The organism is Bordetella pseudohinzii, from assembly GCF_000657795.2.
Taxonomy (GTDB): Bacteria; Pseudomonadota; Gammaproteobacteria; order Burkholderiales; family Burkholderiaceae_B; genus Bordetella; species Bordetella pseudohinzii.
The window spans coordinates 235157-258682 of sequence record NZ_JHEP02000005.1; the positions used below are offsets into that span (position 1 = coordinate 235157).

Annotated in this window: 22 protein-coding genes; 15 read left to right on the forward strand and 7 right to left on the reverse strand. The window is 68.6% G+C overall.

The window, feature by feature from the left end:
- Positions 1 to 11: 11 nt before the first annotated feature.
- The 3 genes from L540_RS09155 to L540_RS09165 are packed head-to-tail and all read right to left on the reverse strand — an operon-like array spanning position 12 to position 2952.
- A complete protein-coding gene (locus tag L540_RS09155; RefSeq protein ID WP_043215004.1) occupies positions 12 to 770 on the reverse strand; it encodes a c-type cytochrome in 759 nt (252 codons plus the stop codon).
- Positions 767 to 1408 carry a cbb3-type cytochrome c oxidase subunit II gene (locus L540_RS09160; protein WP_043215002.1) on the reverse strand — a complete coding sequence of 214 codons (642 nt, stop codon included), beginning with the start codon at positions 1406 to 1408 and terminating at the stop codon, positions 767 to 769. Before L540_RS09160 ends, L540_RS09155 begins: the two co-directional genes overlap by 4 nt.
- The gene (locus L540_RS09165; RefSeq protein ID WP_043214999.1) at positions 1405 to 2952 is read right to left on the reverse strand and encodes a cbb3-type cytochrome c oxidase subunit I; all 1548 of its coding nucleotides are present in this window, start codon (positions 2950 to 2952) and stop codon (positions 1405 to 1407) included. The genes L540_RS09160 and L540_RS09165 overlap by 4 nt, the downstream gene beginning before the upstream one ends.
- 254 nt (positions 2953 to 3206) lie before the next feature.
- Here L540_RS09165 and L540_RS09170 point away from each other — a divergent pair, with 254 nt between their 5' ends.
- The 8 genes from L540_RS09170 to L540_RS09205 all read left to right on the forward strand — a co-directional run bounded on the left by L540_RS09170 (position 3207) and on the right by L540_RS09205 (position 10610).
- Complete coding sequence (locus tag L540_RS09170) at positions 3207 to 3866, forward strand: response regulator (protein WP_043214997.1); 660 nt, start codon at positions 3207 to 3209, stop codon at positions 3864 to 3866.
- Positions 3863 to 5179: a sensor histidine kinase gene (locus L540_RS09175; RefSeq protein ID WP_043214996.1), complete on the forward strand. Its 1317-nt coding sequence runs from the start codon at positions 3863 to 3865 to the stop codon at positions 5177 to 5179. The genes L540_RS09170 and L540_RS09175 overlap by 4 nt, the downstream gene beginning before the upstream one ends.
- A gap of 77 nt (positions 5180 to 5256) precedes the next feature.
- Positions 5257 to 6213 (forward strand): LysR substrate-binding domain-containing protein, encoded by a 957-nt coding sequence (locus L540_RS09180; protein WP_043214994.1) that lies wholly within the window; start codon positions 5257 to 5259, stop codon positions 6211 to 6213.
- 129 nt (positions 6214 to 6342) lie between these two features.
- The gene (locus L540_RS09185; protein WP_043214992.1) at positions 6343 to 6810 is read left to right on the forward strand and encodes a 2,4'-dihydroxyacetophenone dioxygenase family protein; all 468 of its coding nucleotides are present in this window, start codon (positions 6343 to 6345) and stop codon (positions 6808 to 6810) included.
- Between the two features lie 36 nt (positions 6811 to 6846).
- A complete protein-coding gene (locus L540_RS21520; protein ID WP_043214989.1) occupies positions 6847 to 7800 on the forward strand; it encodes a Bug family tripartite tricarboxylate transporter substrate binding protein in 954 nt (317 codons plus the stop codon).
- A gap of 59 nt (positions 7801 to 7859) precedes the next feature.
- A complete protein-coding gene (locus L540_RS09195; protein WP_043214986.1) occupies positions 7860 to 8591 on the forward strand; it encodes an SDR family NAD(P)-dependent oxidoreductase in 732 nt (243 codons plus the stop codon).
- A 116-nt stretch (positions 8592 to 8707) separates the two neighbouring features.
- Positions 8708 to 9910, forward strand: coding sequence for an MFS transporter (locus L540_RS09200; RefSeq protein WP_043214984.1), 1203 nt, complete (start codon positions 8708 to 8710; stop codon positions 9908 to 9910).
- 151 nt (positions 9911 to 10061) lie between these two features.
- The gene (locus L540_RS09205) at positions 10062 to 10610 is read left to right on the forward strand and encodes a GNAT family N-acetyltransferase (RefSeq protein ID WP_043214983.1); all 549 of its coding nucleotides are present in this window, start codon (positions 10062 to 10064) and stop codon (positions 10608 to 10610) included.
- A 12-nt stretch (positions 10611 to 10622) separates the two neighbouring features.
- Here L540_RS09205 and L540_RS09210 read toward each other — a convergent pair whose 3' ends face one another.
- From L540_RS09210 to L540_RS09225, 4 genes are all read right to left on the reverse strand, one after another.
- Positions 10623 to 11609: a Bug family tripartite tricarboxylate transporter substrate binding protein gene (locus L540_RS09210; protein WP_043214980.1), complete on the reverse strand. Its 987-nt coding sequence runs from the start codon at positions 11607 to 11609 to the stop codon at positions 10623 to 10625.
- A gap of 50 nt (positions 11610 to 11659) precedes the next feature.
- Positions 11660 to 12835, reverse strand: a complete 1176-nt coding sequence (locus tag L540_RS09215) for a mandelate racemase/muconate lactonizing enzyme family protein (RefSeq protein ID WP_082149592.1) — start codon at positions 12833 to 12835, stop codon at positions 11660 to 11662.
- 89 nt (positions 12836 to 12924) lie between these two features.
- Positions 12925 to 13833, reverse strand: a complete 909-nt coding sequence (locus L540_RS09220) for a LysR family transcriptional regulator (RefSeq protein ID WP_043214978.1) — start codon at positions 13831 to 13833, stop codon at positions 12925 to 12927.
- Between the two features lie 5 nt (positions 13834 to 13838).
- Positions 13839 to 14756 (reverse strand): LysR family transcriptional regulator, encoded by a 918-nt coding sequence (locus tag L540_RS09225; RefSeq protein ID WP_043215588.1) that lies wholly within the window; start codon positions 14754 to 14756, stop codon positions 13839 to 13841.
- 150 nt (positions 14757 to 14906) lie between these two features.
- On the opposite strand from L540_RS09225, the gene L540_RS09230 reads away from it, so the two are divergent.
- The 7 genes from L540_RS09230 to L540_RS09260 all read left to right on the forward strand — a co-directional run bounded on the left by L540_RS09230 (position 14907) and on the right by L540_RS09260 (position 23167).
- Positions 14907 to 17045, forward strand: a complete 2139-nt coding sequence (locus tag L540_RS09230) for a thiamine pyrophosphate-dependent enzyme (protein WP_043214977.1) — start codon at positions 14907 to 14909, stop codon at positions 17043 to 17045.
- Positions 17042 to 18553: an indolepyruvate oxidoreductase subunit beta family protein gene (locus tag L540_RS09235; RefSeq protein ID WP_043214975.1), complete on the forward strand. Its 1512-nt coding sequence runs from the start codon at positions 17042 to 17044 to the stop codon at positions 18551 to 18553. The genes L540_RS09230 and L540_RS09235 overlap by 4 nt, the downstream gene beginning before the upstream one ends.
- An 81-nt stretch (positions 18554 to 18634) precedes the next feature.
- Entirely contained in the window at positions 18635 to 19789 is a 1155-nt protein-coding gene (locus tag L540_RS09240) for an ABC transporter substrate-binding protein (RefSeq protein WP_043214973.1), read from the forward strand.
- Between the two features lie 109 nt (positions 19790 to 19898).
- Positions 19899 to 20771, forward strand: coding sequence for a branched-chain amino acid ABC transporter permease (locus L540_RS09245; RefSeq protein WP_043214971.1), 873 nt, complete (start codon positions 19899 to 19901; stop codon positions 20769 to 20771).
- Positions 20768 to 21703: a branched-chain amino acid ABC transporter permease gene (locus tag L540_RS09250; RefSeq protein WP_043214968.1), complete on the forward strand. Its 936-nt coding sequence runs from the start codon at positions 20768 to 20770 to the stop codon at positions 21701 to 21703. The genes L540_RS09245 and L540_RS09250 overlap by 4 nt, the downstream gene beginning before the upstream one ends.
- Positions 21703 to 22461 carry an ABC transporter ATP-binding protein gene (locus tag L540_RS09255; RefSeq protein ID WP_043214967.1) on the forward strand — a complete coding sequence of 253 codons (759 nt, stop codon included), beginning with the start codon at positions 21703 to 21705 and terminating at the stop codon, positions 22459 to 22461. Before L540_RS09250 ends, L540_RS09255 begins: the two co-directional genes overlap by 1 nt.
- Positions 22451 to 23167 carry an ABC transporter ATP-binding protein gene (locus L540_RS09260; RefSeq protein WP_043214966.1) on the forward strand — a complete coding sequence of 239 codons (717 nt, stop codon included), beginning with the start codon at positions 22451 to 22453 and terminating at the stop codon, positions 23165 to 23167. Before L540_RS09255 ends, L540_RS09260 begins: the two co-directional genes overlap by 11 nt.
- Positions 23168 to 23526 lie beyond the last annotated feature (359 nt).

Sequence of the window (23526 nt, forward strand, 5' to 3'; positions counted from 1 at the left end):
TCTCCGGGGAGTCAGGGGCGCAGCGAGCCGAAGTATTGAGCGGCCGCGCGCATGTCGTCGTCGCTCATGCGCGCGGCGATGTCGTCCATCAAGGATTGCGGCGAGTTGCGCCGCTGTCCGCCCTTCCAGGCGGCCAGCTGGCTGAGGAGGTATTCGGCTTGCTGGCCGGCCAGGCGCGGGAACTCGCTGCCCACGCCTTCGCCGTTCTGCCCGTGGCAGGTGGCGCAGGCGGGGATGTCGCGTTTCCAATCGCCATAGTGGTTGAGCGTCTCGCCGCGCGCCCGCGAAGCGCCCAGATCCATGGCCGCGCCGGGCAGGGGGGGCAGGCTGGCGTAATAGCGCGCCACGGTCTCGATATCCGCATCGCTCAATTGGCGCGCGATATAGCGCATGGATTCGTTGGCGCGGGTGCCGGCGGCGAAGTCGCGCAGCTGCTTGGCCAGGTACTCGGCCGGCAGCCCCGCCAGGCGGGGCGTCTGCGCCGCGCCTTCGCCGCGCGCGCCATGGCAGGAGGCGCAGCTCCACAGCGACGCATTGCCGCGGCTGACCAGCAGCGGGGCATTGGCATCGGCCGGCGCCTGGGCCGGGGCGCTCGCGGCCAGGCCGCCGGTGTCGCCGCGGCGGACCGGCGCCAGATCGTCCAGATAGCTCAGGGCGCCCCAGATGGCCAGGGCGATGAAGATCGCCAGCACGAAGAGCGGAATGGGCCGGGATTGTTCCCAGGGGTCGAAAGCGGGGTCGATGTCCTCGACGCGCCGGGAGGTCTTCATGGCTGTTCCTTTTTCAGGGCGCGAGGGTCATAGCCCTGGTCCCGCATGGCGGCTTCCTTGTCGCTCACGGCATAGCCGCGGTTCAGGCTCAACAAGTACGCCGTCAGGTCCAGCGCTTCCTGGCGCGCGACGATTACGCCGCCGTCGGCCGGGCGCAGGGCCGGCGGCAGCTTGACGACCACGTCGCCGGCGGCGGCCTGGGCCTTCTTCTCGAACAGATAGGGATAGGAGGGCATGATGCTCCAGTCGAAGATGGCCCTGGGCTGGTAGAGATGCGTCAGGTGCCAATCGCGGCTGGGCAGCCGCGCGCCCACGTTCAGCAGGTCGGGGCCGGTGCGCATGGTGCCCAGCAGATGCGGCGCGTCGTGGGCGTAGTCGCCGGGCGTGGAGGCGCGCCCCCAGCCGCGGGCCAGGTCGGATAGCGTCTGGCCGCTGGAGCGCGGTTGCTGGCTATGGCAGTAGACACAGCCGTTGGCGATGTATTGCGAGCGGCCGCGCAGTTGTTCGACGGTGTAGTTCTGCAGGCCTTCGGGCGCCGCGGCCTGGCGCACCTGCCAGGCCGGCAGGATCACCAGGAACACGGTCGCGAAGGCGAGGACGGCAACGGCGCCGACCAGGAGAGAGGTCACTCGATTCATGCGGCACCTTGTCGCTTGGCACAGAACAGGGCGATGACATGGGCGCCGAAGATCAGGTGGCCCAGCGTCATCAGCCCGCCGCCCAGGGAGCGGCCTTCCAGGTAGGGGCGGATATCGCGCGTGATATCGGCGAAGCTCGTCGTGGCGTCGAGCAAGGCAATACCCTGCAGCCAGCCGCCGATGGACAGCGACAGGAAGTAGATGGCAAAGCCCGCGACCGTCAGCCAGTAATGCGCGGCGATCATCCGCGGCCAGGGCCAGCGCTTGCCGGTCAGGTGCGGCAGCATGTAGTAGAAAGCGCCGAACATGACGACCGACACGAAGGCATAGGCGCCCAGGTGGGCGTGGCCCACCGTGTAGTGGGTGAAGTGGGTGATCGAATTCACCGCGCGCACGGCCTCGAGCGAACCCTGGAAGGAGGCGGCCGTATACATCAGCGCCCCGGTCCACACAAAGCGCAGCGCCATGGATTGCTTGAAGGCCCAGAGATTCTGCGCCACGGTGACGTGCTGGTTGACCGCCACGGCGATCACGGGGATGAACATCATCACGCTATGCACCACGGACAGCGTCACCACCCAGGTCGGCACCGGGCCGCCGATCAGGTGGTGGATGCCGACCTGGCTGTAGAACAGCGCCAGGCCCCAGAAGCCCAGCAGCGACACGCTGTAGGAATAGATGGGCTTGCCGATGATTTTCGGGATGAGGTAGTAGGCCGTGCCCACCCCCAGCGGCGTGAGCCACAGGCCCAGCACGTTGTGCGCGAACCACCAGTTCACCGTCGCTTGCTGCACGCCCAGGTGCAGGCCCGGGATGTTGGCGATGAAGAACAGGATGGGAAACCAGGCCATGCCGGCCAGGTAGTACCAGCCAGTCACATAGATGTGATGCACCTCGCGCCGGCGCGCCGTGGCCAGCGCAGGCCAGGCCAGGAACAGGCCGCCCAGGGCCAGCACGATGTCGATCTGCCACGGGATCTCCAGCCATTCCAGGCCGTCGTTCCATCCCGCGCCGATGGCGATGGCGCCAGCGGCCACGCCCAGCGACCAGATGGCGCCGCCCGCCATGGCCATGCCCGGGCGGCGCAGCGGTGTATGGAACATGCGCGGCAGGATCCACAGCGCCACCGCGAAGCCGGCCACCGAAAGCCAGCCATAGGCCACGAGGTTGAGGTGGATGGTGCGCGAGCGGCCGAAGGTGGTGAAGGGCAGGCCGGCCAGCCAGTCCGGCAGATGCAGCTTCAGCGAAGCCAGCATGCCGAATAGCGAGCCCACGATCAGAAAGCCGGTGGCGGCCAGGGTCAGGATCTGCACCACCTTGCGCCCGGGCCGGTCCACGTCGGCGCGCTGGGCGTCGTAGCGGTGCGCCTCGGCGCCGGAGGAGGGGTCGTCGAGATGGCCGGACTCGCCCTCCAGGAAGATGCTGGACGCTTCGGTCTTGCCAGCGCCGATCTGGCGGTTGGCGATGGCCCAGATCAGCACGCCGAGCGCGGCGAGCGACACGATGAAACTGAGCGCCAGGAGCAGGACAAGCGTGGTGTTCATGGCTGCTCCGGGCGCGTGGCGGGTTTCGTCCCGGGCGGGACGAACAAAGTTGACAGGCGCATATTCCCTCCGCCCCGGATGTTGGAGATGGTTGTCGAGGCGAGGCAAAGATAGCCAGGGAGAATTAAGGCGGGATTAACAGCCAGGCCTGGGGCGCCCTATGTTGTACGACAACATAGGGTAAACCCAATGTATTAATATCTATAGGTAATAAATTTATTATCAAAAATAATTTAGCAAGAAAGGCGAAGAAAATGCGCATCCTGTTGGTGGAGGACGACGTCCTCGTCGCACAAGGCATACAGGCGGGACTGGGCCTGCAGGATTTCGTCGTCGACGCCGTGGGGTCGGCCGACCAGGCGGACGCGGCCTTGATGACTTCGTCTTTCGACGCCTGCCTGCTGGACCTGGGCCTGCCCGACCACGACGGCATGACGCTGCTGGCGCGGTTGCGGGCGCGCCAGCAAGACCTGCCGGTGCTGATCCTCAGCGCCCGCGAGGCCACGGTCCATCGCGTGCGCGCCTTGCAGGCCGGCGCCGACGATTATGTGCTCAAGCCCTTCGACCTCGATGAACTGGGCGCGCGCCTGCATGCGGTCATCCGGCGCGCCGCCGGCTATAGCCGCGATTGCATCCGCCATGGGCCGCTGGAGGTCTGTCTGTCCACCGGCCGGGTGCTGCTCGGTGGCCAGGAGGTGATCCTGGCGCGGCGCGAGCTGGGCCTGCTGCGCGTGCTGCTGCAGCGTCCGCAGAGCATCCTCACCGCCGATCAGTTGCGCGATGGGCTCTATGGCTATGCCGACAACGTCGAGAGCAATGCGCTCAACGTCCACATCCACAAACTGCGCCGCAAGCTCGGCGCCGGCATCATCCAGACCGTGCGCGGCCTGGGCTACCGCCTGGGTGAACCATGAGCCTGCGCGGCCGGCTGCTCCTGCTCCTGGGCCTGTCCTGGCTGCTGCTGGGCGGCGGCATGACGCTCTGGATGTATGAGCGCGCCAGTTCGCAGATGGACAGCGCGCTGGATTCGCGCCTGGCCGCTTCGGCCGGCATGGTGGGCCGGCTGCTGTCGCAACTGCCCTTGCCCGAGGCCGCTCCGGCTCAGGGCGGGGCCGCCCCGCTGGACGTGCTGGCCCGCGACGGCGTGGCTTGCGAGGTCAGCGAATGGCGCGCCGAAGTGCTCGCGCGCACGGTGGCGCGCACCCCAGGCAGCCCCAGGCTGCGTTCCGCCGACAACGGTTTCGGCTACCTGGAGCAAAAGGGCGTGGTCTGGCGCACCTATGTGCTGGAGCAGGGCGACCTGCGCATCGCCACGGCCGACCGCATGGATTTGCGCGATGGCCTGCGCCGCGAAGTCGCCCTGGCCGCCATCCTGCCTTTCGGCGTTTGCCTGTTGGCCGGATTGCTGTTGCTTTGGCTGGGCATAGGCCGGGGGCTGGCGCCGCTGGAGCGCCTGCGCCGCGCCTTGACCGCCGAGGTGCCGCTGGAGCGGATCGATCTGCCGGGCACGCCGGTGCCGCGCGAGCTGCGCCCTTTTACGCAGACCATCTCCGGCCTGTTGCGGCGCATGCGCGAGGCCTTGTCGCGCGAGCGGCGCTTCGCCGACAACGCCGCGCACGAGATGCGCACGCCCTTGACGGTGGTGTCCACCCATCTTCAGGTGCTGGACCGCCTGACCCCGCCCGAAGACGCGCGCCGCGCGTCGCTGGGCAGCGCCTTGCAGGGCGCCGACCGGCTGCGCCGCCTCATCGACCAGCTGCTCGGCCTGGCGCGCGTGGCGCATGCGCCCGCGCCGGGCGAATGCGCCGAGCTGGCCGCCGCGACCCGGCAGGCGCTCGAGGGTCTGGCGCCGGAGCGTCTGGAGCTGGACCTGCCCGAGGCGCCTGTCCATGTCGCCATGCCGGCCCCGCTGCTGGCCAGCGCCTTGCGCAACCTGGTGGACAACGCGCTGAAGTACTCGCCCGCCGACCGGCCGGTGCGCATCGCGGCCGCCGTGAGCGGCGGCGCCATCGATGTGCGCGTGCGCGACCATGGGCCGGGCCTGTCGGCCGAGGCCCTGGACATGGCGCAGGAGCCCTTCTGGCGCGGCGACCGGCAGGTCGAGGGCAGCGGCCTGGGCCTGGCCATCGTGGCGGCCATCGCGCAGCGCTTCCATGGCCGGCTGGAACTGATCAATGCGGCGGGCGGCGGGCTGGAGTGCCGGCTGGCCCTGCCGCGGGCGGGCTGAGCGCGGCTTGACCGCGATAAACCGCGCGCGGCGGCGCCTGGGCGATAATCAGGCGGCCCGCCGCCGATCCGTCAGCCATGGAACTCCGCCAGCTCCGCTATTTCATCCGCATTGTCGAATTGGGTTCGATGAGCCGCGCGGCCATTGAGCTCGATATGGTGCAGTCCGCGCTCAGCCAGCAGATCAGCCGGCTGGAAGGGGAGCTGGGTACGCGCCTGCTCAAGCGCAACCCGCGCGGCGTCGAGCCCACCGAGGCGGGCACGGCGTTTTTCCGCGAGGCCAAGCTGACCTTGCGGCATGCGGAGCAGGCCATCCGCAGCGCGCAGCAGCCGCGCCTGACGGGCTCGGTCAGCATCGGGCTGCCGGCCACCACCGAAGCCATGCTCGGCCTGCCGCTGGTCTCGGCGCTGCTCGCCCGCTATCCGGATGTGCGCCTGCACATGGTGGGCGGCATGTCCGGCACGCTGGCCGATATGCTCAATGCGCGCGAGCTCGACATAGCCATCCTGTTCGATCAGCGCGGCCGTCACAATATGTTCGCCGGCCGCGACTGGACAGTGCGGCCGCTGTTTGAAGAAGAGCTGTTTCTGATCCGGGCGCGGCGCCGGCATGCCCGGCCCCTGCCGGAAGCGGCCAGCCTGGCCGAACTGGCCGACGAGCCGCTCATCCTGCCCACGGTGGGCCATGGCTTGCGCTCGGTGCTGGATGCGGCCTTCGCGCGCGCCCAGGTCCAGCCGCGCATCGCGCTGGATGTCGATTCCCTGCCCATGACGATGGCCGCGCTGGCCGCCGGCCTGGGGGCGGTCATCCAGCCCTGGGCCGTCATGGGCAGCGTCAAGGACGCCCGCCAGCGTTTCGAGTGGACACGGGTCAATGACAAGGATGCGCTCAGGATCAATCTGCTGTGCAGCCTCAATGAAGAGCAGCTGTCGCCGGCGGCCCTGGCGGTGCGCTCGGCGATGACCGCGTGCATACGGCAGTTGATCGGCGACGGCATATGGCAGGGCACCCGCCTCATCCATCACGAAAACTGATGGCGCCATTCCCGAACCCGGGTATATAGCGTCCCGGCCGCTCCCTACACTGCCCGCTTGATCATCAACGCCGCAGAGAAGGGAATCGTGGAGCAAATCAAACCGTATGCCGGGCCGCGGGAAAAGCACATGCTGCCGGAGCTTTTCGTGCCCGATGTGCTGTCGGTCGATGACGACAGGCTGTGGGTGCCGAATGGCCCGAACCGCTGGTCCCGGCCGCTGTGCCTGAATCTGTCGCAAGGCTATTGGGTGCACCTGACCCGGTTCAGGGGGCGGGGCTTTCTGTCGCGCCACAGGCATCCGGCGCCGGTGCATGCCTATGTCATCAAGGGGTCGTGGCGTTATCTCGAAAGAGACTGGGTCGCGCGCGCCGGTTCCTACCTCTACGAGACGCCGGGCGACATTCACACCCTGGTCGTGGACGAGGACCAGGACGAAATGATCACCCTGTTCCAGAACCACGGCGCCATCACCTACTACCGCGAGGACGGCGGCATAGAGAAAGTGGTGGACGCCTTTTACTACGCCAATCTGGCCGAAGCGCATTTCGAGCAAGTCGGCCTGGGCCGGGATTTCGTCAAGCACTTCATCCGCTAGCTGGGCGGCGCCACAAGAAAAAAACCGGAGACAACAATGAAAACCCTCATCAAGGGATGGCTGATCAGCGCCTGCATGGTCTTTTCGGCCCACGCAGCCTACCCCGAAAGTCCCGTCAAGCTCATCGTGCCGTTTCCGCCAGGGCAGACGACGGACATCATCGCCCGGGCGTTCGCCGAAGAACTGCAGAAAGCGCTGGGCCAGCCCGTCATCGTCGAGAACAAGGCCGGCGCCGGCGGCATCATCGGCACGGAGGCCGCCAAGCGCTCCTCCAATGATGGCTACACCATTCTGTTTACCTCCGGGGGGCCGGCCTCCATCAACGAGAGCCTGTACAAATCCATTCCCTATCGCACGCTGGACGACTTCGACCAGATCGCCGTGCTGTATGAAATGGCGCAGGTGCTGATCACCCGCGCGGATATGCCGGCCGGCCGGGTTGATGAACTGGTTGCCTACCTGAAGAAAAAGCCGGGCACCAACTACGCCTCGGGCGGCATCGGCCTGACGAATCACCTGACCATGGAGATGTTCAAGCGCGATGCGGGCGTGGATGTGCTGCACATTCCCTACAAGGGCGCGACCGCGGCCCTGAGCGGGCTGATCGGCGGCGATGTGGATCTGATGGTGGAGTCGCTGCCGGCGGCCAAGCCCCATATCGATTCGGGCCGGCTGAAAATCATCGCCACCGGCTCGGCCAAGGGGCTGGCCGGCTATCCGGCCGTGGAAACCATCGCCAGATACTACCCGGGCTTCAATGCCACGACCTGGGTGGCGCTCATGACGCCCAAGGGCGTCTCGCCGGACATCCTGGACAAGCTGCATCAGAGCACGCAGGCCGTCATCAAGACCGACAAGCTGCAAAAGCTGTTCCGCGACAACGCGGCCGAGCCCATGGCGCTGTCGCGCGAGCAATCGCAGGCCTATATCGCCGCCGAAATCTCCAAATGGCGCACCATCATCAAGGATGGCGATATTTCCGCCGACTGAGGCGCGGGGATGCCCGCGGGCATCGATCTTTGGCGACCAATCATAGAGCGAGCAAGGACATGAATGAATTTGCCGGGAAAGTCATCGTCATCTCCGGCGGCGCGCGAGGCCAGGGCCTGCTGGAAGCCCGCATGCTGATCGAGCGCGGCGCCAGCGTCGTGATCGGCGACGTGCTGGAGCAAGAGGGCAGGCAGGCCGAGCGCGCCCTGGGCGAGCGCGCGCGCTTTGTTCCGATGGACGTCACCCGCGAGGCGGATTGGCGTCACGCGCTGGAGGTGGCCCAAAGCCTGGGCGCGGTCCACGGCCTGGTCAACAACGCGGGCATTTATGATCCACGGCCCCTGGCGGACACCACGACGCAGAACTTCGAGCGCCATTTCCAGGTCAACCAGCTGGGCGCTTTTCTGGGGATGAAGGTTTTCTCCGAAGCCATGCGCGCCCGGAAGAACGGCAGCATCGTCAATATCGGCTCGGCCGCCGGCATGCGCGGCTCGCCCAATTCCTTCTCGTACTGCGCCGCCAAATGGGCCTTGCGCGGCATGACCAAGGCGCTGGCCGCCGACGCGGGCTTTGACAATGTGCGTGTCAACTACGTGGCCCCGGGCCCGGTCAACACGCCCATGATTCATTTCCGGGGAGAGGAAGCCAATCGCAAGCGGGCGGCCGAGGTGCCGCTGGGACGGCTGGCCGAGGCCGAGGACGTGGCGCCGACCGTGGTCTTTCTGCTGTCGGACGCCGCCAGATACATCACCGGGGCGGAAATCATGATCGACGGCGGTTTGTACCTCTGAGGCCGCGGCGGCGGCGCCCGGCATAAGTTCCAGCAGTTATTTGCATATAACTGTTTGTCATGTAGGATGATGGGTTTCCCTGATTCCTACGAGGTCGTGTTGTGTCCGCCGCAGCCTTGAGCGCTTCTGCTCCCGCCGAATTGTCGCCGCGCGAGCAGCGCGGCAATATCGCCCGGCTCACCATCGCCCAGGCGCTGGCCGGGGCCAATTCGGTCGTGGTCTACGCGACGGGCGCCATCGTCGGCGCGACGCTGGCGCCCGACAAGGCGCTGGCCACCCTGCCGATTTCGATTTTCGTGGTCGGCATGGCGGCCTGCATCATGCCGGCCGGGGTCCTCGCCCGCCGCCATGGGCGGCGGGCCGCCTTCATGGCGGGCGCGGGTTGCGGCGTGCTGGTCGGCCTGCTGGCCGCTTTCGCCATGGTGTTGGCGTCTTTCTGGCTGTTCTGCCTGGCGACGTTTTTCGGCGGCGCCTATGCGGCGGTGGTCCTGTCCTTCCGCTTTGCCGCGGCCGATGGCGTGGCGCCCGCCCGGCGGGCCCGCGCGCTGTCCTTTGTGATGGGCGGCGGCGTGCTGGCCGGCATCGTCGGGCCGCAGCTCGTCACCCACACCATGTATCTCTGGCCGCCGCATATGTTCGCGGCCACCTATCTCGTGCAAGCCCTGGTGGCGGCGGTGTCGGGCTGGGTGCTCTGGGGCGTGCGCCTGCCGGCGCCGACGCCGGCCGAGGTCGCGCAGGGCCGCCCGCTGGCGGTCATCGCGCGCCAGCCGCTGTTTATCACCGCGGTGATCTGCGGCGCGGTCTCCTATCTGCTGATGAACTTCCTCATGACGGCCGCGCCCCTGGCCATGCATCTTTGCGGCCATCCACAGGAAAGCGCCAACCTGGGCCTGCAGTGGCATGTGATCGCCATGTATGCCCCGAGCTTTTTCACGGGCCGGCTGATCTCGCGTTTCGGCGCCGGCCGCATCGTGGCGCTGGGCCTGCTGCTGACCGGGACCGCCGCGGCGGTGGGCCTGGGCGGCGTGGACGTGGCCCACTTCTGGCTGACCTTGATCCTGCTGGGCCTGGGCTGGAACTTCGGTTTCGTGGGGGCTTCGGCCCTGGTGCTGGAGTGCCATCGTCCGGAGGAGCGGACCCGCGTGCAGTCCCTGAACGATTTCATCGTGTTCGGGACCATGGCCGTGGGGTCTTTTGCTTCCGGCGGCCTGCTGGCGGCCTATGACTGGAACATGGTCTTGTGGGTGTCCTTCCTTCCGCTGGCCCTGGCCGTGTGCGCCCTGGGCTACGCCTTGCTGCGCCAGCGGCGCGCGGCCTGAGCGGCGCCCGCCGCCTTGGGGGATAATGCGCTCATCATGCCGGCCGCCGACGACAGCCTGCCGCGTCAGGCGGGCCAGGCATGGGCCGGCGCCGCGGCCGACCCCGATCCGCGCGCCGCTTGAATGACCCCCCTATCCGCCGGAGTCCGCGATGAGCGCCTCTACGCCGCACGATGAAGTGCGCCTGATCGATTGCAACGAGGCCGGGCACGCGGCCGCCATCCTGGACATCCTGAATGACGCCATCGTCAATTCGACGGCGCTCTACGATTACGCGCCGCGGCCGCCGGCGGCCATGGCGGCCTGGTTCGCCGCCAAGCGCGCCGGCGGTTTTCCGGTGGTCGGCGCGGTCGATGCGAGGGACCGCTTGCTGGGGTTTGCCAGCTGGGGCACGTTTCGCGCCTTTCCAGCCTATAAGTACACGGTCGAACACAGCGTCTATGTGCACCGCGACCAGCGCGGCCGGGGGCTGGGCGGGCTGTTGCTGCGCGAGTTGATACGGCGCGCCCGCCAGGCCCAGCTGCATGTGCTGGTGGGTTGTATCGACGCCAGCAACGCGGGCAGCATCGCCCTGCACGAGAAACTGGGCTTCGTGCACACGGGCACGATGCCCCAGGTCGGCTTCAAGTTCGGCCGCTGGCTGGACGCGGCCTTCTACCAGCTCACACTGCCCACGCCCGAGGAGCCGCGCGACGGCTGAGGCGTCGCGCCGCTAGTCGATCCGGATGGCGTGTTCGCGCGCGATCTTGCCCCAGCGCTGGATGTCGTCCAGCCAGAAGGCCTGGAACTGCGCGCGCGACATCCTGTCCGGCTGCACGCCCGCGCCATCCCAGACCTTTTTCAGCTCCGGCGTGTCCAGCGCCCGCTCGATGGCGTCGTGCATGCGGTCCATGATGGCCGGCGGGGTGCCGGCCGGCGCCATGACGCCATACCAGCTGGAGACGGCAAAGCCGGGGGAGACGGTTTCGCCCAGGGTGGGCAGGTCCGGCAGGGCGGGCGCGCGCGCCTGGCTGGTGACGGCGATGGCGCGCACCGCGCCCGAGCGGGTCTGGGCCAGGGCCAGCGGCATGGTCTCGAACATCAGGTCCACCTGGCCGCCCAGCAGGTCGCTCATGGCCGGCGCGCTGCCGCGGTAATGCACGGCGACGGCCTTCACGCCCGCCACGGACTTGAACCACTCCATGCTCAGATGCTGCAAGGTGCCGGGCCCGCCGGTGGCGTAGTTGGCGCTATCGCCCTTTTGCTTCATCCAGTCCACCAGCTCCCGCGGGGTGTGGACCGGCAGCTTCTTGTTGACGATGACGACGTTGGGCGTGGTGCCTATGCTGGCCACGCCGACCAGGTCGCGCTCGGGCTTGAACATCAGGTTGTGGTTGACGGTGGCCCCGATGGCGTGGTGGACCGCGCCCATCAGAAAGGTATAGCCGTCGGGCGTGGCCTTGGCGGCATAGTCCGCGCCCAGCATGCCGCCGGCGCCGCCGCGGTTCTCGACGATGACGGTCTGGCCCAGGATGGCGCCCAGCTGGGTCGCCAGGGGGCGTGAGAGGATGTCCAGCGAGCCGCCGGGCGCGGCCGGCACGATCAGCCGGACCGGCTGCTGCTCGGGCCAGCTGGCGGCTTGCGCGCTACAGGCGGCGAGGGCGAAGAGGGCGGCCAGCCAGCCGCGTGCCCGGTTCCCCTTGGGGCTGTTGCTTTGCATGCTTGTCTCCCGCCGCGTCAGGGCGCGGCTTGTTATGGGTGGTGGATGGCTCAGTGTTTGCCGTGCCCGCGCGACAGCGGGCGCCGGGCAAGGTCGCGGATACGCTCCCAGTTGGGGGTGAAGCCCAGGCCGGGGCGGTCGGGCAGCGGCAGCCAGCCGGCCTCGGGCTGGGGCAGGCCGTCGAAGATCTGCTCGCAGACCTTGACGGCGACGGTGTGATATTCAATGAAGCCGCCATGCGCCAGGCCGGCGTGCAGATGCATGTTGTGGAAAGGCCAGGCTCCGCCGTTGGCGATGGCGACATTGCAGGCCTGGGCCATGCCGGCGATGCGCAGGCATTGCGTGAAGCCGCCGGTGATGGCGACATTGGGCTGGGCGATGTCCAGCGATCCGGCGCGGAAGAAATCCGCGAAGCGCGCGGCCAGGCCCTCGTTCTGCCCGCCGGCCAGCGGCATGGGCGCGCGTAGGCGCAGGTCGGCCAGGGCCTGGCTGTCGTTCTGCGTCAGGGGCTCCTCGAAGAATGCGATGCCGCAATCGGCCAGGCGCGCGGCCAGCATGCGGGCATGATAGGGATCCAGGCTGCAATTGGCGTCTATGCACAGCTCGATGTCCTGGCCCACGCGGGCGCGCACCGCGCGCACCCGCGCCTCGTCTTCGCGTATCAGCTCGGACAGGGGGCGGGGTTCGTCGCGCCGTTGCAGGCCGTGGTTGCCCACCGTCATCTTCAGGCGCGAAAAGCCGCGCGCGACCCATTGCGCGGCCGCTTCGGCCAGCTGTTCGCGATCCAGGAAATTGAAGCCGAAGGTGGCGTAGACGGGCACGCGCCCGCGCGCGCCGCCCAGCAGACGCCATAGCGGCAGGCCCAGGCGCTGGGCCTTCAGGTCCCACAGCGCGATGTCGATGGCGGCCATGGCATGGGCGGCATAGCCGCTCTGGCCGCGCGGCGTGAGCAGCCAATAGAGTTTTTCCCACAGCTTTTCGCTGTCCATGGCCGATTCGCCCAGCAGCGCATCGGCGGCGATGTGCTCGATGGCGGCGGCCACGACTTCTTCTTCGGTGATGGCCGTGAAGCCGCAGCCGCTCAGGCCGCCGGCGGTGTCGATGCGCGCCAGCACGCAGGACAGGGTGCTGCGTTTCTCGCCGCCCGGCACGGGCATGGCGACCTCGATGTTCAGGGGGATGGCGGATACCCGGGTAATGGCCATGTCCGCGCCGATGTGCTGCATGATTGTCTCCGTGTTGGGCTTTCCGGCGTTATAGGTCGGCCGGCGCGGCGCGGACAATCGCGTTTTTTTCAAACGGCTTTCGATTTCGGTTAAGGCTGGGCGCCGGCCAGCAGATGGGCGATCAAGGCCTGCGCGCCGGGAGACGGCTCGCGCTGCTGCGGCCAGCCCAGCATGAGCTGGCGCCGCGCCCAGGGATCGCTCAGGCGGATCTGCCGCAGCCGTCCCAGGGTCACATAGGATTGCGCCACCCGCGCCGGCACCACGCCCACGCCGATGCCGCTTTCGGCCATGCGGCAGACGGCGTCGAAACTGGTGACCTGGATGCGCAGGCGCAGCGCGCGGCCGGCCTGGGCCGCGGCGCGCTCCATCTGGGTCAGGATGGCGGTGCCGCGGTACAGGCCCACATGGTCATGGTCCAGCGTCTGCTCGAAGCGCAGCGCGCCGCGCCGCCGCGCCAGGCTGTGGCGCGGGTGGGTGACGCAGACCAGGGTGTCGGCGCGATAGGGATGGCAGTGCAGGTTGGCGGCCGCATAGCCGCCGTCGAACAGGCCGAGATCGGCGCGGTCGGTCTGCAGCAGCTCGACCGCCGAGCGGCTGGTGTGTTCTTCGAGTTCGATGCGCACGCGCGGATTGCCCTGCATATAACCGTGCAGATCCTCCGGCAGGAACTGCACGATGGCCGCCGAATTGGCCACGATGCGCACGCGGTCCTCGACGCCGTTGGCGTAGTCGCGCAGATCATCCTCCATGGCGCCGGCCAGCGCCGCCATGCGGCGCGCGTGGGCGATGAAGATCTCGCCGGCCGGCGTGGGTTTGACGCCGCGCCGGTGGCGCAGCAGCAGGGCCATGCCCACGCGCGCCTCCAGGTCGCTGATGCGCTTGCTGGCCGCGGCCACCGAAAGATGGCAGCGGTTGGCGCCGGCGCTGATGCTGCCCTGGTCGGCGATGGCGATCAAAAGCCGCAGCGCGGCGATATCGAGTTGGGACAGGGTGCTCATGGCGCTCAGAGATCCCGCAGGGCCAGCACGATCTGCTCGGCAAACCATTGCACCGCCGGCTGGGCGGCGTGGTAGGTGTGCACATGCACGCGGACCTCGAACTCGGGGATGGCCACCGGCAGGTCCATGCTGCGCAGCTGGCCGTATGACTCGAAGACGCGCGCCACGCGCAAGGGCAGGGTGGCCAGCAGATCGCTTTGGGCGATCAGCCCCGGCAGGACCGTGAAGTGCGGAATGCGCAGCGCGATCTTGCGGTGTATGCCCTGGGCGCGCAGGGTGTCTTCCACATGCTGGTGCGCGAAGAAGGGCGAGGTCACCAGCACATGGCGCGCGGCCAGGAAGGACGGCAGCGTCAGCGCCTTGGCCGCGGCGGCCGGATGATCCTGCGCCATGAGGCAGACATAGTGCTCGCGGAACAGCAGGCGGTTGTGCAGCTTCTCGTGCAGCATGGGCAGGTTGCCGATGGCCGCGTCGACCTTGCTGGCGGCCAGGTGTTCGATCAGGGTGTCCACCGGCACCTGGACCACCTCCAGGTCGGCCAGCGGCGCCACGCGCCGCATATGGGCCACCAAGGGCGGCAGAAAGCACAGCCCGCCGATATCCGACATGGCCACGCGAAAGCGCCGCGTCGTGCTGGCCGGATCGAAGGGGCTGGCGAGTTCCTGGGTGCTGTCGATGCAGGCCAGGGCCTCCTGGAAGGCGAGATAGATCTGCTCGGCGCGCGGCGTGGGCGCCATGCCCCGCCCATCGCGCACGAAAAGCGCGTCGCCGTATGACTGGCGCAGCTTGGCCAGGCCATAGCTCACCGTGGGCTGGGTGAGCGCCAGGCGCTCGGCGGCCAGGCTGACGCTGCGCGTTTCGAACACCGCCACCATCAGGCGCACGAGGTTCAGGTCGAGGCGGGCCTCGGCGGGGTGTTCCATCGTCGTGTCTCCATGGGCGCGCCGCGCCGCTTTATTATTGATGGCATCGATATGAAACATACCGTCCATCGATTGTTTAGATTGTATTTCCGCTCCACTATGCCTCCAAATCGATGACGGCGGCGTCAGCCGCCCGGGAGACAAGGGGTTATGGAGCGTTCATTCGCACGCGAAGTGGGCAGTCTCGCGCTGGGCGCGGGAGAGGTGTTTCACGGCGAGGGCATTCTCGCGGTCCCCAAGGCCTTGCTGCAATCCGGCGTGAGTTATATCGGCGGCTACCAGGGCGCGCCGGTATCGCACCTGATCGATGTGCTCGGCGATGCGCGCGGCTTGCTGGACCAGCTGGGCATTTATTTCGAGAACAGCGCCTCCGAGGCGGGCGCGGCCGCCATGCTGGGCGCCTCCATCCACTATCCGGTGCGCGGCGCGGTGACCTGGAAGTCCACCGTGGGCACCAATGTGGCTTCGGACGCGCTGTCCAATCTGGCCTCGGCCGGCGTGACGGGCGGCGCCCTCATCATCCTGGGCGAAGACTATGGCGACGGCTCCAGCATCATCCAGGAGCGCACCCATGCCTTCGCCATGAAGTCGCAGATCTGGCTGATGGACCCCCGGCCCAACCTGAGCTCCATCGTCAATGCGGTCGAGCAGGCGTTCGAGCTCTCGGAAGCCAGCCAGACGCCGGTGATGATGCAGCTGCGCATCCGCGCCTGCCACGTGCATGGCAGCTTTGTCTGCAAGGACAATGTGGCGCCCCGGGTGTCCACGCGCCAGGTCATCGCCGACGGCAAATTCGATTATTCGCGCATCAACCTGCCTCCCTCGATCTACGAGCATGAGCGCCAGAAGGTGCAGGTGCGCTGGCCGGCGGCGCTGGCGCATATCCGCCGCGCCGGCCTGAATGAAACCTTTCCCGGCAAGCGCGCCAAGCTGGGCCTCATTGTGCCGGGCGGCCTGTACAACGGCCTGATCCGCGCCTTGCAGCAGCTGGGGCTGGCCGATGTGTTCGGCGCCAGCGAACTGCCCATCCATGTGCTCAATGTGGTCTACCCGCTGGTGCCCGACGAGCTGCAGGCCTTCTGCGCCGGCAAGGACGCGGTGCTGGTGATCGAGGAAGGCCAGCCCAATTATCTGGAGGAGGCCTTGACGGCCATGCTGCGCCGCGCGGGCCTGGCCACGCGCGTGCATGGCAAGGACGTGTTCCCGATGGCGGGCGAATACAGCGGCGAGGTCATGCTGCGCGGCGTGGCCGCCTACCTGGAGCGCGCCCAGCCCGAGGCGGGCGCCGGCGCGGCTGCCCAGGACCTGACCCGCCATAAGCAGGCCGCCGTGCAGGCGCTGGGCGAGCCGGTGCCCAACCGTCCGCCGGGCTTTTGCGTGGGCTGCCCGGAGCGGCCCGTGTTCTCGGCCATCAAGATGGTGCAGCAGAAGCTGGGCCCGCTGCATATCAGCGCCGACATCGGCTGCCACACCTTCGGCACGCTGGCGCCCTTCAATATCGGCAGCACGGTGCTGGGCTATGGGCTGGGGCTGGCGAGCTCCTCGGGCATCGCGCCCCTCATGGGCCGGCGCGTGGTGAGCGTGATGGGCGACGGCGGTTTCTGGCACAACGGCTTCACAAGCGGCGTGGTCAACGCCATGTACAACAACCAGGATTCGGTGCTGGTGATCCTGAAGAACGGCTATACCTCGGCCACCGGCACACAGGCCATCCCGTCCTCGCCGTCGCAGCCGGCGGCCAAGCCGTTGACGCTGGACATCGAGACGGCCCTGCGCGGCGTGGGCGTGAAGTGGCTGCGCAAAGTGCCCAGCTACCAGGTCGCCGACATGAAGCGCACCCTGAACGAGGCCATGACCACGGAGGAGGGCGGCCTGAAGGTCATCATCGCCGATGGCGAATGCCAGCTGGAGCGCCAGCGCCGCATCAAGCCGCGGAATGCCCAGCGCCTGAAGCAGGGCCTGCGCGTCGTGCGCACGCGCTTCGGCATCGACGAAGACGTCTGTACCGGAGACCACTCCTGTATCCGTCTGTCGGGCTGCCCCTCGCTGTCGGTCAAGCCCAATCCCAGCCCCTTGCGCAGCGATCCGGTGGCCACGGTCAACCAGGGTTGCGTAGGCTGCGGCCTGTGCGGCGAAGTGGCCCATGCCGCCCAGCTGTGTCCGTCCTTCTTCAAGGCCGAGATCGTGCAGAACCCCCGGCCATGGGAGCGGCGCCTGGCGCGCTGGCGCGAGCGTCTTATCCACGCCATGGCGGGCCGCGCCCGTCTGCCGCGGGGAGCGGCGGCATGACCGCGCCCGTGACCCTGTTGATCGCCGCGCTGGGCGGCGAGGGCGGCGGCGTGCTGGCCGACTGGATCATCGCGGCGGCGACCGCGCGGGACTATCCGGTGCAAAGCACTTCCGTGCCGGGCGTGGCGCAGCGCACCGGCGCCACCAACTATTACGTCGAGATCCTGCCCGTGCCGCGCGCCGAGCTGGGCGGGCGCGAGCCGGTGTTCTCCCTGGTGCCTTATCCGGGTGATGTGGACATCGTCGCGGCCTCCGAGCTGGTGGAGGCCGGCCGCATGCTGCAGGGCGGCTATGTCCATCCGCGGAAGACCGTGCTGGTGGCCTCGACGCACCGCGAGTATGCGGTTGCCGAGAAATCGGCCATGGGCGACGGCCGTTACGAGAGCCAGCGCGTGACGGATGCCGCGGCCGCCCTGGCGCGCGAGGCGATTCTGTTCGATATGTCGGCGCTGGCCGCGCGCCATCGCACCGTCATCAACACCGTGCTCTTCGGCGCCATGGCCGGCAGCGGCGCGCTGCCCTTTGACCGCCAGGCCTGCGAGGAGGCGATACGCCAATCGGGCAAGGCGGTGGAGGCCAGCCTGGCGGGATTTGCCGCCGGTTATGCGCGGGCCAGGGGCGAGACCCTGGACGAGGCGGCCGGGCCGGCGCCAAGCGCCGCGGACATGCCGGCCCGCGTGGCCGCCCTGCCGCGGGCCTTGCGCGAGGTGGCCGCCACGGGCGCCGCGCTGGCGGCGGATTACCAGAGCCGCGCCTATGCCGATCTCTACCTGGACCGCGTGGAACAGGTGCTGCAAAGCGAGCAGGCCTATGGCGATGCCGGCCTGGAGGTCAGTCGCGAGACGGCGCGCTACCTGGCCCTGTGGATGAGCTACGAGGACGTGATCCGCGTGGCCGACCTGAAGACGCGGCGCGAGCGCCTGGCGCGCGTGCGGCGCGAGGTGGGCGCCGGCCAGGGCGAGCCTCTGCACCTGACCGAATTTCTCAAGCCCGGCCTGGACGAAGCCTGTTCCGTGCTGCCGGCGGGCCTGGCCGGCTGGCTGCGGCGCCGGCTGGGCCGGCGCCTGGGCAAGGGCGGCGTGGGCCTGCATGTGCGCACCAGCACCGTGGGCGGCTTCGCCTTGCTCTGTCTGTTGCGCGGCCTGCGCCGCTGGCGGCCCCGCACCGAGCGCTATGCGCGGGAGCAGGCTATGATCGAGCGCTGGCTGCAGGCAGTGCGCGCCTTGTTGCCGGGCTCGCCGCGCGCGGCCCTGGAGCTTGCCTTGTGCGGCAACCTGGTCAAGGGCTATGGCGAAACCAGCGAACGCGGCCACCGCAATCTGGCGGCCATCCTGGACGACGCCGGCCGGGCCGGCGCCAGCGAGGGACTGGCCGAGCGCATCGCCGCGGCGCGGCGCGCGGCGCTGGCCGACCCGCAGGGGCAGGCGCTGGCGCGCGCGCTCGACCTGCCCGCGCCGCCCCTGGTGGAGCAGCCCCTGCGCTTTGTGCGCAAGCCCGCCGCTTCCTGATCCGCCATCCCGCCTTTTCCCGCATCGCCGCGACAGACGGCGGGCAAGCCCAGCAGTCCGAGAACGACGAGGAGACAAACAATGAAGCGCATATTGACCCGGCGGCTGCCAGCCGCCCTGGCCTGTGCCGTGGGGGTGCTGGCCGGCTCCGTGCGGGCCGAGCCGGCCCCCATCAAGATCGGGGCCGTGGTCTCGGCCACGGGACCCGCCTCTTTCCTGGGCGACCCGGAGCAGAAGACGCTGCAGCTCTATGTGGACAAGCTCAACGCCGAGGGCGGCGTGCTGGGGCGCAAGCTGGCGCTTACGCTTTACGACGACGCCAGCGACGCCAACAAGGCCAATGCCTTCGTGCGCCGCCTGATCATGCAGGACGAGGTCGATCTCATCGTGGGCGGCTCGACCACGGGGTCCACCATGGCCATGGTGCCGCAGGCGCAAAGCGCCAAGATCCCCTTTGTGTCGCTGGCGGCGGCCAGCGTCATTGTCGAGCCGGTCAAGCCCTGGGTCTTCAAGATGCCGCACTCCGACCGCATGGCGGCGGCCAAGGTGCTGGAGGACATGAAGAAAAACGGCCTGACCCGCATGGCGCTCTTGTCGGATACGGGCGGCTTTGGCAAGTCCGGGCGGACCGAGACGCTCAAGCTGGCGCAAAGCATGGGCGTGGAGGTGGTCGACGACCAGCAATACGGCGAGCGCGACACCGACATGACGCCGCAGCTCACGCGCATCAAGTCCAGCAGTGCGCAGGCGGTGTTCGTCTTCGGCACCGGCCAGGCGCCGGCCATCATCGCGCGCAATTACCGCCAATTGGCCATGAAGCTGCCGCTCTATACCAGCCATGGCCAGGCCTCGATGGAGTTCGTGCGCCTGTCGGGCGAGGCCGCCGAGGGCATACGCATGCCTTCGCCCGCGCTGCAGGTGGCCCGCAGCCTGCCCGCTGACGATCCGCAGCGCGAGGTCAGCGTCAATTACGCCGAGGCCTTCGAGGGCCGCTACAAGGTCGAGGTCTCGACCTTCGGCGGCTATGCCCATGATGGCCTGCTCATGGTGGCCGACGCCATCAGGCGGGCCGGCGGCGCCGACCGGGCCAAGCTGCGCCAGGCGCTCGAAGACACCAAGGGCTTTGTGGGCGTGAGCGGCATCTACACGATGACGCCCGAGGACCATATGGGCCTGGACATCTCGGCCTTCCGCATGGTGGAGGTGCGCAAGGGCGCCTTCCAGGCGCTGCCCTGAGCCGGGCGGCGCGGCGGATATCGACCGGCGCCGGCCGCGCCATGGCCCGCATGGGCATGGCGCGCCGCGGCGCATCCCTGACAGGCAGGACCCGACCATCGAGACTCGCATGGCTGACTTCGCGCAATTCGTCTTCGCCGGGCTGACCACGGGCGCCATCTACGCCCTGGCGGCCCTGGGCTTTTCCGTCATCTACAACGCCAGCGGCGTGATCAATTTCGCCCAGGGCGATTTCTTGATGATAGGCGGCATGGTGGCGGCCACCCTGGTCGCCCACCACGTGCCGCTGCCGGCCGCCGCGGCCGCCGCCGTGGCCGTGGGCATCGCCGTGGGGCTGCTACTCTATCTGCTGGCCATCCGGCCGGCGCGCGACGCCAATGTGCTGTCGCTCATCATCATCACCATCGGCGCCTCGCTTTTCATCCAGGGCGCGGCGCAGCTGCTGCTGGGCAAGAACCAGCGCACCCTGCCGGCCTTCAGCGGCGAGGAGGCGCTGTCGCTGGCCGGGGCTTATGTGCTGCCGCAAAGCCTGTGGATCTGGGGCGTGTCGCTGGCCATGGTGCTGGCCTGCGCCATCTTCTTCAGGTTGACGCTCGCCGGCAAGGCCATGCTGGCGGTGGCGGCCAACCGCCTTGCCTCGCAGGCCGTGGGGATCAGCACCTCGCGCATGCTCATGCTGTCCTTCGGGATGGCGGCCGGCTTGAGCGCGGTGGCCGGCGTGACCGCCGCGCCCATCACCACCACGGTCTACGACCTGGGGCTCATGCTGGGCATGAAGGGCTTCGTGGCCGCCACCCTGGGCGGCCTGGGCAGCGGCGTGGGCGCCGTGGCCGGCGGCCTGCTGGTGGGCTTGCTGGAGGCCTTCGTGGCCGGCTATGTCTCCTCGGCCTACAAGGACGCCGTGCCCTTTCTGCTCATCATCGTCATCCTGCTGCTCATGCCGCAGGGCATCTTCGGCAAACGCAGCGCGGAGCGGGTATGAAGACGCTGCCGCTGCGCCCCTCGCTCTGCGCGCTGGCCCTGGCGCTGGCCCTGTTGCCGCTGGCCTTGGGCAACAACTTTCTCATGGACCTCGCGGTGCGCATCTGCCTGGCCGGCATCGCCGCCGTCGGGTTGAACCTGCTGATGGGCTTCGCCGGCCAGGTCAGCATCGGACATGCCGCCTTCGTCGCCATCGGCGCCTATGGCGCGGGCATCCTGACGGCCCGTCTGGGCTGGCCGCCGCTGGCGGCGATGGCGGCCGCCGTGCTGGGCGCGGCCGCGGTGGCCTATGTGGTCGCCAAGCCCATCCTGCGGCTGCGCGGGCATTCCCTCACCATGGCCACCCTGGGCCTGGGCATCATCGTCAACATGGTCCTCGTCAACGAGGTCGATTGGACGGGCGGGCCCGATGGCATGCCGGTCGGGCCGCTGGAAGCCATGGGCCATGCGGTCGAGGGCATGGGCATGTGGTATGGCCTGGCCGCCGTGCTGCTCTTTGGCGCCGTGGCGCTATCGCTCAACCTCTATGACTCGCCGGCCGGGCGGGCGCTGCGCGGCCTGCATGGATCGGAAATCGCGGCCCGCGTGGCGGGCGTGGATGTCGCGGGCTACAAGGTCCGGGCCTTCGTGGCTTCGGCCGTCTTCACCTCGCTGGCGGGCAGCCTGACCGCGCACTATCTGGGCTTTATCACGCCATCGCTGGCGGGCTTCACCTATTCGGTGGAGCTGGCGACCATGGTGGTGCTGGGCGGCATGGCCTCGACCTTCGGCGCGGTGCTGGGCGCGGCCCTGCTCACCCTGTTGCCGCAGCTGCTGGGCGGCCTGCACGAATACGAGATGATGTGCTTCGGGCTCATCCTGATGCTGACCATGATCTTCCTGCCCAAGGGCCTGGTGCCCACGCTGCAACACTATCTGCGCCGGAGGGCATGATGCTGGAAGTCAAGGGTTTGACACGTTACTTCGGCGGCGTGGCCGCCGTGCAGGACGTGAGCTTCCAGGTGCGCGAAGGCGACGTCCATGCGGTGATCGGCCCCAATGGCGCGGGCAAGACCACGCTGTTCAACCTGATCAGCGGCGTCTATGCGCCCAGCGCCGGCGACATCCTGCTCGACCGCAAGCCGGTCGGCGGCATGGCGCCCGAACAGCTGGCGCGGCGGGGCCTGAGCCGCACCTTCCAGAACCTGCAGGTATGCATGAACATGACGGCGCGCGAGAACGTCATGCTGGGCGCGCATCTGCGCCAGCATGCCGGCCTGGTGGCCGGCCTCATGGGCTGGACGCGCGCGGCCGATCGGCGCCTGGCCGGCGAAGCCCTGGCCTGGATGGAGATGGCCGGCGTGGCCGAATACCACGCGCATCACGCATCGCAGCTGTCCTTCGGCGCGCTCAAGCGCCTGGAGATCGCGCGCGCCCTGGCCAGCGAGCCGCGCCTGCTGCTGCTGGACGAGCCGGCCGCCGGGCTGAACGACAGCGAGACGGCCGAGCTCACCCGGCTGATCCGGCGCATCGCCGAGACCGGCATCACCATCCTGCTGGTCGAACATGATATGCGGCTGGTGATGGAGATCTCCAATCGCATCCTCGTGCTGGACCACGGCAGGCGCCTGGCCGAAGGCAGCGCGCAGGAAATCCGCGCCGACGAAAAAGTGATCCAAGCCTATCTGGGAGCCTCCAGCGATGCAGAATGAAACCCCGGCGCTCAGCGTGCGCGGCCTGAAAGCCGGCTATGGGCGCATCGAAGTCCTGCACGGCATCGACCTGGACCTGCCGCGGGGCCGGCTCGTGGCCCTGGTGGGCGCCAATGGCGCGGGCAAGACCACGCTGCTGCGCGCCCTGTCGGGCCTGGTGCCCGCCCGGGCCGGCCGCGTCGAACTGCTGGGCAAGGACATCAGCCGCGACCCGCCCGACAGCCGGGTGCGGGCCGGCCTGGCCCAGGTGCTGGAGGGGCGCCAGGTGTTCGGCCCGCTGTCGGTCGAAGACAATCTGCTGCTGGGCGGTTATGTGCGCCCGCGCCAGGCGCGCGAGCGCATGGACGAAATGTTCGCGCTCTTTCCCGTGCTGGCCGAAAAACGGGCCCTGGCCGCCGGCACCCTGTCCGGCGGCCAGCAGCAGATGCTGGCCATCGCCCGGGCGCTCATGAGCCAGCCGAAGGTGCTGCTGCTGGACGAGCCATCCATGGGCCTGGCGCCCCTGTTGGTGCGTGAAGTGCTGGACGTGGTCGCGCGCCTGCGCGACCTGGACATGCCCGTCCTGCTGGTCGAACAGAACGCCCGGGCCGCCCTCGCCCTGGCCGACCACGCCTATGTGCTGGAAGTCGGCCGCATCACCGTCTCCGGCAGCGGACAGGCCCTGCTGCGGGACCCGCGGGTGATGGAGGCGTATCTGGGCTTGTAGGCGTTGTCGTCATCGATGCTGCATGGAGGTGTCAGACACCGGGCGGCAGGGTCTTGCGATGAACCGCGTCGCTTGGGGGTGTCTGACACCTCTGGCGCCGGCCGTTGCGCGGCATCGAGACGTGCTTCATGGAGGTGTCAGACACCGGGTGGCAAGGTCTTGCGATGAACCGTGGCGCTTGGGGGTGTCTGACACCTCTGGCGCCGGCCGTTGCCTGGCATCGAGACGTGCTTCATGGAGGTGTCAGACACCGGGCGGCAAGGTCTTGCGATGAACCGTGGCGCTTGGGGGTGTCTGACACCTCTGGCCCGGCCGTTGCCTGGCATCGAGACGTGCTTCATGGAGGTGTCAGACACCGG

Bases quoted from the DNA above. Each gene is read 5' to 3' on its own strand.
- L540_RS09255 (WP_043214967.1), top strand. From the start codon at position 21,703: ATGCTGGAAGTCAAGGGTTTGACACGTTACTTCGGCGGCGTGGCCGCC.
- L540_RS09195 (WP_043214986.1), top strand. From the start codon at position 7,860: ATGAATGAATTTGCCGGGAAAGTCATCGTCATCTCCGGCGGCGCGCGA.
- L540_RS09155 (WP_043215004.1), bottom strand. From the start codon at position 770: ATGAAGACCTCCCGGCGCGTCGAGGACATCGACCCCGCTTTCGACCCC.
- L540_RS09245 (WP_043214971.1), top strand. From the start codon at position 19,899: ATGGCTGACTTCGCGCAATTCGTCTTCGCCGGGCTGACCACGGGCGCC.
- L540_RS09185 (WP_043214992.1), top strand. From the start codon at position 6,343: ATGCTGCCGGAGCTTTTCGTGCCCGATGTGCTGTCGGTCGATGACGAC.
- L540_RS09215 (WP_082149592.1), bottom strand. From the start codon at position 12,835: ATGCAGCACATCGGCGCGGACATGGCCATTACCCGGGTATCCGCCATC.
- L540_RS09180 (WP_043214994.1), top strand. From the start codon at position 5,257: ATGGAACTCCGCCAGCTCCGCTATTTCATCCGCATTGTCGAATTGGGT.
- L540_RS09260 (WP_043214966.1), top strand. From the start codon at position 22,451: ATGCAGAATGAAACCCCGGCGCTCAGCGTGCGCGGCCTGAAAGCCGGC.
- L540_RS09170 (WP_043214997.1), top strand. From the start codon at position 3,207: ATGCGCATCCTGTTGGTGGAGGACGACGTCCTCGTCGCACAAGGCATA.
- L540_RS09225 (WP_043215588.1), bottom strand. From the start codon at position 14,756: ATGGAACACCCCGCCGAGGCCCGCCTCGACCTGAACCTCGTGCGCCTG.
- L540_RS09160 (WP_043215002.1), bottom strand. From the start codon at position 1,408: ATGAATCGAGTGACCTCTCTCCTGGTCGGCGCCGTTGCCGTCCTCGCC.
- L540_RS21520 (WP_043214989.1), top strand. From the start codon at position 6,847: ATGAAAACCCTCATCAAGGGATGGCTGATCAGCGCCTGCATGGTCTTT.
- L540_RS09205 (WP_043214983.1), top strand. From the start codon at position 10,062: ATGAGCGCCTCTACGCCGCACGATGAAGTGCGCCTGATCGATTGCAAC.
- L540_RS09235 (WP_043214975.1), top strand. From the start codon at position 17,042: ATGACCGCGCCCGTGACCCTGTTGATCGCCGCGCTGGGCGGCGAGGGC.
- L540_RS09240 (WP_043214973.1), top strand. From the start codon at position 18,635: ATGAAGCGCATATTGACCCGGCGGCTGCCAGCCGCCCTGGCCTGTGCC.
- L540_RS09165 (WP_043214999.1), bottom strand. From the start codon at position 2,952: ATGAACACCACGCTTGTCCTGCTCCTGGCGCTCAGTTTCATCGTGTCG.
- L540_RS09220 (WP_043214978.1), bottom strand. From the start codon at position 13,833: ATGAGCACCCTGTCCCAACTCGATATCGCCGCGCTGCGGCTTTTGATC.
- L540_RS09250 (WP_043214968.1), top strand. From the start codon at position 20,768: ATGAAGACGCTGCCGCTGCGCCCCTCGCTCTGCGCGCTGGCCCTGGCG.
- L540_RS09210 (WP_043214980.1), bottom strand. From the start codon at position 11,609: ATGCAAAGCAACAGCCCCAAGGGGAACCGGGCACGCGGCTGGCTGGCC.
- L540_RS09230 (WP_043214977.1), top strand. From the start codon at position 14,907: ATGGAGCGTTCATTCGCACGCGAAGTGGGCAGTCTCGCGCTGGGCGCG.
- L540_RS09175 (WP_043214996.1), top strand. From the start codon at position 3,863: ATGAGCCTGCGCGGCCGGCTGCTCCTGCTCCTGGGCCTGTCCTGGCTG.